We start from the raw sequence: 12,925 nt of genomic DNA, 5'->3' as shown, positions 1-12,925 counted from the left end.
CTCCCTAACAATCAAATGAACTCCTCACCGTAAAACAGTTTTAGCTCAGATTCGTTTTATCATTCGTTTTAAACTTGTGTGCCAATTGTTGATAAGTCTCAGTATTTTTAAACTTATGTAAAAACTCGCTGGTTCCTAAAGGAAATGCTGATTCCATAATGTCACCACGATAATAGGCTTCCCGTAATGGTGTTGCTGAAATGGCACCGACTAGACTGTCTAATTCCACCATTTCCCATTCTGGGAACAGTCTTAAATAATAAGAGGACTCATCTTTAAAATGTCCAATCAGACCAACTTTGGCATTTAGCTCTGCCACTCCGGCAACCAGTAATTTTACCAGTTTTTGCCATTTTTCATCATTATAGACATCAATGACATGTACGAATTTAATACGCTTCTGATCTGCTTCGGAAAAATTCGACAGGATCATTTCTTCACGTTCAGAGGCCAGAAATGGGTTTTTGATATTACGTTCCTGCTGCGCTGATCCTAAAGCCAGAATCACCTGCTGGCTTTGCTGCAAAGCAATTTTAATGGTTTGCATATGTGCCAGATGAAAAGGCTGGAAGCGACCAATAAAAACCAGATAATCAAATTTATATTTCATAGCACATCTTACTTTTATGAACGCATCAGTTATGTCGTAGGGAAATTTTTACGACATAATAAGCGCCAATAAATTCATATTAATAAAGCAAGGATAGTACGATGACACTGAGCTGTATTCAACAACCGCATCAGCATTTAAATGCGAATTTAGACAATGGCATACTGACCTTAGCCATTCACCGTCCTGAAGCGAAAAATGCGCTCTATGGCGAGCTGTACTTATGGATTGCTCAGGCTCTGGATGAAGCGGATCAGGAGAGTAGCGTGCGTGTGGTGATTTTGCGTGGTCAGGATGCGGACTTTAGTGCCGGCAATGACATGCAGGACTTTATGAAGTTCATCCAGACACCTTTACAGGGTAAAGCCGGTGATACACCGCCATTTGTCCTGCTCAAGTCTGCTGCAAAATTCTCCAAGCCGTTGATCGCTGCAGTGCGTGGTGTTGCCATTGGCATCGGGGTAACGATTCTCCTGCACGCCGATCTGGTGTATAGCGACAATACTGCCCTGTTCCAGATTCCATTTGTCAGCCTTGGCCTGTCTCCTGAAGGTGCATCAAGCAAACTGCTGGTACAACAGGCTGGCTATCACAAAGCTGCTGAACTGCTCCTGACAGCTCAAAGATTTAATAGTGAAAAAGCCTTAAGTGCGGGTTTGATCAATAGCATCGAAGAAGATGTGTATACAGCTGCACAAAAACAGGCTCAAACTCTTGCCGCTTTGCCCTTGGCGTCTATTAAGCAGACCAAAGCACTAATGAAGCATAATCTGGCTGAAATTATTGAATGCATTGATGATGAGGCAGAAATCTTTATGAAGCGTGTAGGCTCACCTGAAATGATGGAAGCAGTTCAGGCCTTTATGCAAAAACGGAAACCTGATTTCACACAATTCAACTAATTCTGAAACTTATCTTTTAATTGAGGCAGTTTAGACTGCCTCAATCTTTTATATTTTTGAAAGAACCCAGCTTATGACAAATGAAAACTCCCAAACGACTTCTCAAACAACTGATAGTTCAAATCCTGACAAGACGCGTTATTACGAGCCGGCACCACAGGATATTGATGTAGAGAATTTCCGTAAGGTCATTGAAAGCCGCCGTTCAGTGCGTAAATTTACCAAAAAACCAATCCCTGCTGAGGTACTGGATGCCTGTCTGGATCTGGCACTACTGGCACCAAATTCATCAAATCTGCAGCCATGGACATTTTATGTTGTGCAGAACCCATCCAAGAAAAAGCATCTGGTGAAAGCCTGCATGAGCCAACTGGCCGCTAAAACGGCTTCTGAACTGATTGTTTGTATTGCACGTACTGACCGCATTGATGAAATGGCGAAACTGAATATTAGTGAGTTTCCATTTCCTGAGGCGCCGCCAGCAATCAAAAAGTACTATAAGTACATTCCCTATAACTACAAGACAGGTTATCTGAATGCCTTTGGTAACTTTAAGAAAGTCGCTTTCAAAGTAGCCCGTACTCTGGATAAGCAAATGCCAGTTTCTGCTTTCAGCCCCGCTGATGCAAAACTATGGGCGACTAAAACCACGGCGCTGGCTTGTGAAAATCTGGTTTTAGCTTTACGCGCTTATGGTTTTGATAGCTGTATGATGGAAGGCTTCGATGAGCCCATGGTTCGTGAAATTCTGGAATTAAATGACGAACAGTATCCAGTCATGGTGATTGGTGCAGGTGAACGTGCTAAAGATGGGGTATTCTTCCCGCAGTACCGTTTTGATCGTGAGTTGTTTATTCAGAAGATTTAAGTACGTTTATTGAATGAATATCACGGCCTCGACTGTTTTCTTAAATTAACTGATATACGCGTAGGCATTTTCGTTACTTTGACAGGCCAAAGTAACCAAAGCCATTGCCAGACAGAAGGTTCATCCTTGAACCTCTGTCTGGCAGGTGACATCCATGTCACCTTAATATAAATTCACTACTATTTTGAAAAGAAATAATATTTGATACGCGGATGGCGAAAAGGAAGGAATCTATTTAGAGCAAATACAAGTCGATGCTAAATCATTTTTTAAGAATAGTTCGCTCTTAATTTCCGATAATCAATCCAGTTACAATGAAATCCAACCGGTACCCGAACTGGTAAATGAATCGTTGCAATGGGTCCTTCTGTAATATGCTGGAATATGCTGGGCATCCAGAATTACAACTTTCGAGGGGCTACAATCTAAAGCATGGATATAAGACATTAACTATCCATCATTTTCTGCCTGAGCATTTTCCCGTGCGACCAAGACTGCCTCACCAGTGACCCAGTTTTCTCCAAAAGAATAGCTTTCTGTGGTTCTGGTTCTTAAATTAAAACACATCACCGTATTGCTACTGACATGGGAAGGATCATTAAATTCACCAAAAGAAATCCTATAGATATAACGATACTGTCGCCCAATAAATGCTTCATTAATCCGTGGAAATTCCTGCTTGATATTTGATAATACGGTTCGTGTCACTTTTCCCGATCCTTATTCAAAAATAAAGCGCTCTAGTCGTATATCCTGATCTTCGATCGGTCCCTGAATCGAGCGGATCAATGCTTTGGAGTGCACTACCGCATCCATCACTATATCGCCAGTATTCAGATCATAGGCATTCACGGTATAAAAAATAAAACAGGGATCAATCTCATACCAGCGCATGTCAGTGACTTTGCCACCAAAAGGTAATACACCTATACGTGCCTGTCGTTTTGGATTCCATTGATAAGGCAGCATTGAACCTTTTAAAGCACTGCGAACCGAGAAATTCACATTCAGATCCAGAATCAGCACCTGAGATTTGGTAATGGCACAATCATGAATCATCGGTCCATGTTTCACTGGAATCTCGACCTGGTGTTTCAATTTACCGTGCGAATCTATATGCAGATAAAAAACTTTGTTCTGACTTAAAGCCTCATAACAAACCGCATGAATATCATCGGTTTCAGGATCAATATGCGGATGGGCAGTAAATGGTAGATCCTGATCATCTTCAAACAAATGATGTCGTTTTGACTCTAGTGCAGCATTCAACTCAACTGGATAAGCGCCTGCTTCTACCAGTGCCCAAATTTTACCGGCAAAGTTGATGACATTGGTATTGACGGCATCCGCGACACCGCGCGTTTTACCTAGAATTTGTGGTCGGTGAAGTTTCTTCTGCCCGCTGGCAACTCCGACGTAACTGCTTTTATACCAATGTGCCCTACCGCCTTTCAGTCTCAAGGCATGAATCATGCCATCGCCAGTGAACCAATGATAACTTCTGGGATTTTTGACCAGAATTGGATTTAGACCAATCCGCATTAGTGCACCATCGAGTTCTGCCGGAATCTGTCCTTCTACCATGAGTTGAGTAGAGAAATGCTTCTGCCGTTGCGGGGCAAATATACCATCCAGATAAGGATTATCATTGGAATAGGGAATACGACTATGCAGAATTTCTGCACTGTATTGAATGGATTTACTAAGCCTAAGCGTATTTTTGAGCATTCTGCTCAGCGGTTTTGGCCACTGCATTGTTATTTTCCTTATTGTATTTTTTATCTGGAGTGCTAGGGCAAATTTTATAATAACAAAAGCAGTTTGACTGTTTTTCAAATGTAGACTGACGGCGCGCTAAGATGAACACGCCGCCGTGAATATAATATGAGTAATACTTTGAGTTTAGACTTTGATATCCAACAGCTGGATAAACTCAAAAGCTGGCTCTTCATAAGGATGGCTTTCTTTTAAGGCTTTAGCGACCTCGACTGCCTTTTCATCTGGCACCAGAATTTCTACCCGCCATTCCTCTACCTGTTCCAGTTTACCGACTTCACCAATATGAGGATCTGCACCTTCTTGCGGCTTAAACTGTCCTGTTCCTAAAACCTGCCAGGCGCAGTTCGTATACTCACCAATACCCCCTGCTCCTGCTGAAAACACTGCATTTTTAGTGTCTTCCAGATTTTTGTCCGGTACGTAATAAATCAGCTTTAACATATATTCCTTCCTGAAATTCAGATATTTATTGTACTTTTAAGGGCTTAGGTAATTATCTTCAATGCAGGATTTTGAGAGTTCTTGTTAAATGTTGCATACAAGCCTAGTTTTGGGAGCACCTGATCCGTCTGGATGATTTTCACATGATCATTCAAAAATCTCAGTAAATACTCAGGAGCAAAACTAAAACCCATCCCCATATTGGTCAGATTAATGTGTTGCAACACATTGGCCACCCACAGTAGCTGTTCATGTTCGAGCTGATCAATACCAAGCAGCTGATCCAGCTTTTCATAAAACACGAGTGAAGCATTCTGCTCACACATAATTATATTGTGATTTTTCAGTTCCTGTAGTTTCAGGATTCGATCTGTAGGATGCAAATGCTGAGCAGCTACCAAGTAAATCTGTTCGGTCAATAAATGAATATTGTCAAAATCTGGATGATCCAGATGAAAACGAGTAATACATAAATCCAGTTCAGCATTTTTTAGCCGCTGAATCTGCTCCATACAGGTCAGGCTATGCAAGTGAATTTTTAAGTCAGGCATGGTTTTTTTAAGCTGCGCCAGAATCTGAGGCATCACCTTGATTTCTGCAACATTCAGAAAGCCAATATGAATCTGATTATTTTTCTGCTGTGCGACCTGGCGTGCTGCTGCCACTGCCAGCTTGGCATTTTCTAGTGCTTTTTCCGCGTAGATCTGAAAAGCACGCCCTTCATCGGTAAGTTTGACTTTTCTGGATGAACGATCAAACAGGTTCACCCCAACTTCCTGTTCCAGATCCTTAATTTACTGGCTTAATGACGGTTGAGCGGTAAACAGCTTTTCGGCAGCCTTGGTAAAACTTTGTTGCTGCGCCACAGTCATAAAATAGCGTAAATGTCGAAGTTCCATAAGCTGCCCGGTTTCTGATCAGGTCAGCATCTTAAGATTATGACCCGCGCATTGCAAATAAGAATAGGTCGATAGTTTATATGAATATCGGTATATGAACAGATCCTGTTTTACTAGACTGCATGACCATATAGATGGCTTGTTCTTCACGCATATACATGGAGTCTTGTATGACACAGCATTATGACACTGATGTTTTGATCATTGGTACCGGTCCTGCAGGTTCAACATTGGGTTTGGCTTTAGCCAATTATGGTATCAAGGTACAACTGTTTACCCAGTTTAGCTGGCTGGCCAATAGTCCACACGCACATATTACTAACCAACGTGCCATGGAGGTATTACGTGATTTAGGGGTTGAAGAACAGGTCAAAGAAATTGCTACACCTTGGGAACAAATGGGTGAAAGCCTGATTACTACCAGCCTGGTTGGCGAAGAAATTGCACGCATGAGTGCCTGAGGTACCGGTGATGAACGTCATGGTGACTATATCAAAGGCAGTCCATGCCCACTGGTTGATCTGATTCAGCCAAAAATGGAAGCTTTACTGGTGAAGAATGCGGGTGAACGAGGCGCCGTTTATAACTTTAATACTGAATATCTCTCTCATGTACAGGATGAAGAGGGGGTGACCGCAACTTTCCTGAACCGGATTACCAATACTGAATTTAGCTTAAGAGCGAAATATCTGGTCGGTATGGATGGTGCCAAGTCACGAGTACTGGAACAACTTGGTTTGCCATTGGAAGGTGTCATGGCCCGTGCCGGTACAGTGTATGTGACCTTTAAGGCTGATTTGACTAAATATGTGCAGCACCGCCCTGCCATCCTGCAATGGATTGTCAATCCGGAAGCGAGCTTTGGTGATCTTGGTATGGGCTTACTGCATGCCATTACGCCATGGAAAGAATGGATTATGGGCTGGGGCTTTGACATTTCCAAAGGTGAGCCGCAAGTCACTGAAGAACAGGTTCGGGCACGTCTCAATACATTTGTTGGTGCTGAAGTAGAAGATGTCGAAATTCAAAAACTGTCTTACTGGTATGTGAACCAGACCTGGGCAACCGAATATTCCAAAGGCCGTGTGTTCTGTGGCGGAGATGCAGTGCATCGTCATCCACCATCCAGTGGTTTAGGTTCAAATACCTGTTGCAGGATGCCTTTAACCTGGGCTGGAAACTGGCTTATGCAGTCAAGGGCTGGGCTGCGCCTTCCCTGCTGGATTCCTATACAATTGAACGTGCACCTGTGGGCAAACAGATCGTGTCGCGTGCGAACCAGTCACGTTTTGACTATAAATACCTGAAAGAAGTCTTTGGTTTTGATCAAGGCGTGGCTACACAAAAACAAATGCTGGAGCGTATCTTTGCTGAAGATGAGCAAGGTGCTGAAATCCGTCAAAAGCTGTTTAAAGCATTGGCAGTTAAAAACTATGAGTTTAATGCGCAAGGTGTAGAGTTAAATCAGCGCTATACCTCTAATGCAGTCATTAGTGAAGCTGAGCCTGAAAGATTTGAGCGTGATCAGCAGCTTTATCTGCAAGCAACAACATGTCCGGGAGCTAAAGTGCCACATACCTGGCTGGTTAATACCAATGATCAAAAGCAGTCCACTCTGGATATTACCGGTAAAGGTCGTTTTACCCTGCTGACTGGTTTATCGGGTAAAGGCTGGAAACAGGCGACCGAATCACTGAACTTACCTTATTTGGATGTAATTCAAATCGGTTCACGTGACTACCGCGATGTGTATGGCACCTGGAATGCCAAGTCTGAAATTCATGACTCTGGTGCAATTCTGGTTCGTCCGGATGGTTATGTGGCATGGCGTTATCAAGACAGTACCAATGATCAGTTTGATTTTTTGAATACACTGAAGGCGGTGTTGAAACAAATTCAATTAACTGTTTAGAGATAAAGAGCCATCTTCGGGTGGTTTTTCTTTATTAGTGGTACAAGAATCACAGTTGTCGATCATTAAGATCATACATCTTTTCCCTAATATCTCATTATTTTAAAAATACCCTACGGCATAGATGCCACTCGTCAACTCGTAGGACATAGATGCCCATCAGGCTAACAAAGGATTTTGGTTACTTTACGGAATATATTTCTCATTCTTCAAAGTAACCAAGACGCTTCATTAAAAGTAATACACACATAAAATCAAAAATGAAAAAAGCCACCTCTCGGTGGCTTTTATTAAATCTGATGATCAAGAACCCTGTAGCAAATAACTGCCTAGCAAAAATAGCACCTGTAAACCAACAACAAAACCAAATAACCACCAACCTTTCTGACGTAGTTCCGTTCTATCTATTATTCTGAGTGTTTTAGCCATGTCATCACCTCATACATGAGTGTTGATACTGAAATGATCTATATCATCTTTGCTTTAAAATGCATATTTATTGTGCATAAATTACACAATATCACCTCTATACCTATATAAAAGCAAAATCCAAACCAGTTCAGTGAGAGATTAAAAAATATTTGAAAATACTGAAAAAGCAAAAACCACCAAAAATGGTGGTTGAGTCGTTACATCTTACTGAATAAATGAAAATTTTTCCATAAGATATATTTAAGTTATTATTTAATATGACTATTAAATTTTATTTGTTAATATCCCATGTGGAAAATAAAAATACTGCCATTGTCCCAGCTAAATTGACTGCTAATTCAGCATGTCTTGGCGAAGGTTTAAAATTGGTTTTACCTTGTCCATGCGCATCTCCTACTTTATTTCTTAATGAGCCTAATCCTTCAACAATTGAACTACACCCTCCTAGAATTTGTTTAAAGGTCTGTTCTGTGTGTTGAGATGGTGCTAGATTTAATTCTTTGCTGACTAATCTATATAGTTGATTAATATCAGGTACATTTCCGTAGTCAACTTGATATTCATCAAGAATATATTTGCAGGTCGATTCTAAAAGTGTTCGAGCCAATGTAATAGCCCCTTCTGGATCAGTACTTCTTCGCTCCAAAGCTTTATGCCAAAGAGTATTGATATATTCTGAATCTATCTTTTTAACAATTATATTCACTACATCATCTGATGGCACAGATTCAGACATTTCAAGCTTTTCTAATAGAGGCTGAAATGATTTCCATAAAAAATCGCGACGTTCAGCATACGTCGAATATTCAAACTTAATAAATTGCCAAAATTGAGTAAGATTTCTACATGTCCTCAAAAACTTTGGTGCAAACTTTTGTATAGCTTGCTCGTCCAAGATTAATTTTCTTAAATTCTGATACTCTTCATTATTTTCATTACCATCTGTTGCTTCAGAAATTAAAAGATTTTGAAGAATTTCAACTTGTTCTATTAAATTAGTCATATTATTTAACTGTTAAAATTTTAATTCATTGTCTACTTTCCAATCATACTATTTGATTTCATTAATGGATAGTTACCACATAAAAAAGAGCGCCGAAGCGCCCTTTTTCTCATGGTCTATCAACCAATAAATTTACGAGCATTACGGAACATACGTAACCAAGCACCATCCTGATCCCAGTCTTCTGGTTTCCAAGAATGCTGGATTGCACGGAAGTTACGCTCAGGGTGTGGCATTAGGATCGTTGCACGACCATCTTTAGAGGTCACACCAGAGATACCTTCAGGCGAACCGTTCGGGTTCAGTGGATATTGCTCAGTTGCATTACCCTGGCTATCTACATAACGCATGATTACCTGGTTATTGGCATTCAACGCAGCAATGCTTTCAGCTGATGCAACCACACGACCTTCACCATGAGCCACAGCGATTGGCAGGATTGAGCCTTCCATACCTTCAAGCAATACAGAATGAGATTTCTCTACACGAACGTTTACGCTACGCGCTTCAAATACTTCTGACTTGTTGCGATGGAAACGAGGCCATGCATCCGCACCTGGAATCAATGGAGCCAATTGAGACAACATCTGACAACCGTTACAAATACCTAAAGAGAAGGTTTCCTGACGGTTGAAGAATTTCTCAAACTGGTCACGCAGTTGCTGGTTAAACAGTACTGATTTTGCCCAGCCGCCGCCTGCACCCAATACGTCACCATAAGAGAAGCCACCACACGTCACCAGACCTTCGAAATCATCAAGGCTGATACGACCTGCCAGCAGGTCGCTCATGTGTACGTCAACTGTACTAAAACCAACTTTGTCGAACGCAGCTGCCATTTCGACATGACCGTTGACACCTTGCTCACGCAGAATAGCCATGCTTGGACGACGTGAGTTAATGAACGGTGCTTCGATTTGCTCATTCAGGTCGAATGTCGGTTGAGCAATCAAACCTTTGTGCGCTTTGTCTGTAACTAATGCAAATTCCTGATCCGCAGTTTCTACGTTGTCACGTAAACGTTGGATTTGGTGAGAAACTTCAGTCCAAGCTACTTGCAAATCGCTACGTTCAAGTACAAGACCATTTACAGATAATTGGTCTGTATTGTTCACAGTACCAACTACGCTGATTGCATCTTTCAATGTAGATGCTGCAACTTCAGCTTGTAGCGCTTCCCAATCTGCTTTCGCGATTTGAAGCACTGCACCAATTTCTTCAGCAAATAGACCTGCAACCGATTGTTCTTCTAGTGCTACGCCTAGACGTGAAGCGAACATCATTTCCGCAACAGTTGCGATTAAGCCACCGTCACCGATGTCATGGTAAGCCTTGATCAGACCACGGTTGTTCCAGTCTTGAACTAGAGCAAAGAATGCTTTGAAGTCATCGAAGCTATCAACATCGGGAGTTACTGAACCGATTGCTTTGTAAACCTGAGCCAGGATCGAACCGCCAAGACGGAATTGACCTTTAGACAAGTCGATACGTACCAGTACAGACTCAAGGTTTTTAAGCTCAGGTGTTAATGTTTTACGAACATCAGTGACTGGTGCAAATGCAGTAATCACGCCTGACATTGGAGAAGTCACAGATTTGTCTTCGCCTTCGTCATCCCAAGTGGTACGCATTGAAAGCGAGTCTTTACCGACTGGAATTGCGATACCCAATGCTGGGCACATTTCCATACCAATCGCTTTAACGCCTTCAAATAGGGCTTGATCTTCACCCGGTTGACCCGCAGCAGCCATCCAGTTTGCAGACAATTTAATGTCGCTGATTTGATCAATCTTCGCAGACATGATATTCGAGATTGATTCAGCAACAGATAAACGCGCAGAAGCTGCTGGGTTTAACAATGCAACTGGTGGACGTTCGCCCATTGCCATTGCTTCACCTGTATAACCCACAAGGCTTGTTGTGGTGACTGCAGCATCCGCTACAGGCACTTGCCATGGACCCACCATCTGGTCACGTGCCACCATACCAGTGATCGAACGGTCACCAATGGTGATCAAGAATGATTTAGAGGCAACAGTTGGGTTCTTAATAACACGATAAATCGCATCTTTCAGATCAGTCACTTTAGACGCATCAAAGTCGTCGCCTTTGCGTTCAGCTGTTTCGTATGAGCGGCTCATACGTGGTGTACCGCCAAGCATCACCTGCATTGGCATATCCACAGGTTTGTTGCCGAATAACGGATCTTCAACAGTTAAATGACGCGCTTCAGTCGCTTCACCCAATACTGCAAACGGACAACGTTCACGTGCACAGATTGATTCAAATAATTCTAATGAAGACGGACGGATCGCAAGCACATAACGTTCTTGTGCTTCGTTTGACCAGATTTCCATTGGAGACATACCTGGCTCAAGCGATGGAATCTTACGCAGATCAAGTACCGCACCAAGCTCGTGATCGTTCACAAGTTCAGGCATTGCATTTGAAATACCACCCGCACCTACATCGTGTACTGAAACGATCGGGTTGTGATCTTCCATGCGCCAGCAAGTATCAATCACTTCCTGACAACGGCGTTCCATTTCCGGGTTTTCACGTTGTACCGAAGCAAAGTCCAGGTTTTCACCAAGTTTACCGCTGTCTACAGAAGACGCTGCACCACCGCCAAGACCAATCAGCATCGCAGGACCACCAAGAACAATCAGAAGATCACCTGGCTGGATTGCATCTTTTTCAACATGGTCTGAACGGATGTTACCATAACCACCGGCAATCATGATTGGCTTATGGAAACCTTTGACTTCGCCATTTACATTTTGTTCAAACGTACGGAAGTAACCATTTAAGGCAGGACGACCAAATTCATTGTTAAACGCGGCACCACCCAATGGACCTTCAATCATGATTTGAAGTGGCGATGCCATACGTGATGGTTTACCGTAATTTTCTTCCCAAGGCTGTTCAAAGCCAGGAATATTCAGGTTAGATACGGTGAAACCAGTTAAACCAGCTTTTGGCTTACCACCACGACCAGTCGCGCCTTCATCACGGATTTCCCCACCTGAACCTGTCGCTGCACCTGCAAATGGTGCAATCGCGGTAGGATGGTTGTGGGTTTCCACTTTCATCAGGATGTGAGCAGCCTGGCTCTTGTATTTATAAACGTGTTGACCGTTTTCTTCTTGTGTTGGGTAGAAACGCTGAGTATCAAAACCAACAATCACCGATGCGTTGTCTTTATATGCTGACAATACGTCTGTTGGTGATTCTTTATAGGTATTTTTGATCATCTGGAATAATGACAATGGCTGAACTTCACCGTCAATAGTCCATTCAGAACCAAAGATTTTATGACGGCAGTGTTCAGAGTTTGCCTGAGCAAACATCATCAGTTCGATGTCATTCGGGTTACGGCCCAGTTTAGTGAACGCTTCTGTCAGGTAATCAATTTCCTGATCAGACAGTGCAAAACCAAACTCGTTATTGGCTTTTACCAGTGCTTCTTTTCCTTGACCCAGAATATCAATCGAGTTCAAAGGTTTTGGCGCAGTTTCGATGAATAGTGCAGCCGCATCTTCAATTGCGTTAAATACGCTTTCAGTCATGCGGTCATGCAAGACCTGTAATGCTTCTGTAGAAAGTTCTTTTACACCCTTCAGCGTAAATAAAACACCGCGTTCAAGACGATGAACCGGTGTATTACAATTCTTGAAAATATCAGTCGCTTTCGAGGACCACGGCGAAATCGTGCCGACACGTGGTGTGACTAAAATCTGGATTTCATCACTTGCAGCCTGGTGCAGTTCAAATGATTGACCATCGTTGAGAAGCTGTAAAGCGGATTGCTGTTGTTGCTCGTTGAGCGCTTGGTCAAAAAGATAAACAAATTGACTTTCTAGTGATTGAACAGAACTAATTGACGACAAACGCGAAAGTAGTTGAGTTTTCTTAAAAGAAGAATGTGCAGGTGCACCGGCAACGATAAACATGCTGATTTTGGCTCCACGGGATGGTCTTGTGAACCATGCCACAATGTGACTTGAGAGAGCGCATATTCTACTGTGAAATACTGGAATCAGCTAGTGAGGAATTAATAAATCTGATCGCTAAACTGT

Annotated in this window: 7 protein-coding genes and 3 pseudogenes; 3 read left to right on the top strand and 7 right to left on the bottom strand. The window is 42.4% G+C overall.

Translation table 11 applies throughout. The features are described 5' to 3' along the window. Nucleotides 1-40 precede the first annotated feature (40 nt). Nucleotides 41-610 (bottom strand): nicotinate-nicotinamide nucleotide adenylyltransferase, encoded by a 570-nt coding sequence (locus BK820_RS05715; RefSeq protein WP_005222785.1) that lies wholly within the window; start codon nucleotides 608-610, stop codon nucleotides 41-43. A 101-nt stretch (nucleotides 611-711) separates the two neighbouring features. Here BK820_RS05715 and BK820_RS05710 point away from each other — a divergent pair, with 101 nt between their 5' ends. Then, nucleotides 712-1,512 carry an enoyl-CoA hydratase gene (locus BK820_RS05710; protein WP_071320365.1) on the top strand — a complete coding sequence of 267 codons (801 nt, stop codon included), beginning with the start codon at nucleotides 712-714 and terminating at the stop codon, nucleotides 1,510-1,512. 73 nt (nucleotides 1,513-1,585) lie between these two features. Next, complete coding sequence (locus BK820_RS05705; RefSeq protein WP_071320364.1) at nucleotides 1,586-2,380, top strand: nitroreductase family protein; 795 nt, start codon at nucleotides 1,586-1,588, stop codon at nucleotides 2,378-2,380. 269 nt (nucleotides 2,381-2,649) lie between these two features. Here BK820_RS05705 and BK820_RS15660 read toward each other — a convergent pair. The 3 genes and pseudogenes from BK820_RS15660 to BK820_RS05690 form a co-directional block, all read right to left on the bottom strand. Next, nucleotides 2,650-4,135: pseudogene (locus BK820_RS15660) on the bottom strand (carotenoid oxygenase family protein). A gap of 147 nt (nucleotides 4,136-4,282) precedes the next feature. Then, nucleotides 4,283-4,600: a YqfO family protein gene (locus tag BK820_RS05695; RefSeq protein ID WP_071320363.1), complete on the bottom strand. Its 318-nt coding sequence runs from the start codon at nucleotides 4,598-4,600 to the stop codon at nucleotides 4,283-4,285. Between the two features lie 44 nt (nucleotides 4,601-4,644). Further along, nucleotides 4,645-5,499 (bottom strand): annotated as a pseudogene (locus BK820_RS05690) (LysR substrate-binding domain-containing protein). Between the two features lie 170 nt (nucleotides 5,500-5,669). Between BK820_RS05690 and BK820_RS15840 the strand changes: the two are divergent. After that, a pseudogene (locus BK820_RS15840) lies at nucleotides 5,670-7,411 on the top strand (FAD-dependent monooxygenase). A 303-nt stretch (nucleotides 7,412-7,714) separates the two neighbouring features. Here BK820_RS15840 and BK820_RS15750 read toward each other — a convergent pair. The 3 genes from BK820_RS15750 to purL form a co-directional block, all read right to left on the bottom strand. Next, entirely contained in the window at nucleotides 7,715-7,840 is a 126-nt protein-coding gene (locus BK820_RS15750; protein WP_004815134.1) for a KGW motif small protein, read from the bottom strand. A 274-nt stretch (nucleotides 7,841-8,114) separates the two neighbouring features. Next, nucleotides 8,115-8,846, bottom strand: a complete 732-nt coding sequence (locus BK820_RS05680; protein WP_071320362.1) for an abortive infection family protein — start codon at nucleotides 8,844-8,846, stop codon at nucleotides 8,115-8,117. A 119-nt stretch (nucleotides 8,847-8,965) separates the two neighbouring features. Further along, nucleotides 8,966-12,799 carry a phosphoribosylformylglycinamidine synthase gene (gene purL / locus BK820_RS05675; protein WP_071320361.1) on the bottom strand — a complete coding sequence of 1,278 codons (3,834 nt, stop codon included), beginning with the start codon at nucleotides 12,797-12,799 and terminating at the stop codon, nucleotides 8,966-8,968. Between the last annotated feature and the right edge of the window lie 126 nt (nucleotides 12,800-12,925).

The organism is Acinetobacter sp. LCT-H3 (assembly GCF_001866125.1).
Classification (GTDB): Bacteria; Pseudomonadota; Gammaproteobacteria; order Pseudomonadales; family Moraxellaceae; genus Acinetobacter; species Acinetobacter schindleri.
The sequence above is the reverse complement of the archived record's forward strand: the minus strand, read 5'-3'. Positions and strand labels throughout refer to the sequence as shown.

What these genes read in the sequence shown, in the direction of transcription:
- BK820_RS05715 (WP_005222785.1), bottom strand. Translation starts at nt 610, where the DNA reads ATGAAATATAAATTTGATTATCTGGTTTTTATTGGTCGCTTCCAGCCT.
- BK820_RS05710 (WP_071320365.1), top strand. Translation starts at nt 712, where the DNA reads ATGACACTGAGCTGTATTCAACAACCGCATCAGCATTTAAATGCGAAT.
- BK820_RS05705 (WP_071320364.1), top strand. Translation starts at nt 1,586, where the DNA reads ATGACAAATGAAAACTCCCAAACGACTTCTCAAACAACTGATAGTTCA.
- BK820_RS05695 (WP_071320363.1), bottom strand. Translation starts at nt 4,600, where the DNA reads ATGTTAAAGCTGATTTATTACGTACCGGACAAAAATCTGGAAGACACT.
- BK820_RS15750 (WP_004815134.1), bottom strand. Translation starts at nt 7,840, where the DNA reads ATGGCTAAAACACTCAGAATAATAGATAGAACGGAACTACGTCAGAAA.
- BK820_RS05680 (WP_071320362.1), bottom strand. Translation starts at nt 8,846, where the DNA reads ATGACTAATTTAATAGAACAAGTTGAAATTCTTCAAAATCTTTTAATT.
- purL (WP_071320361.1), bottom strand. Translation starts at nt 12,799, where the DNA reads ATGTTTATCGTTGCCGGTGCACCTGCACATTCTTCTTTTAAGAAAACT.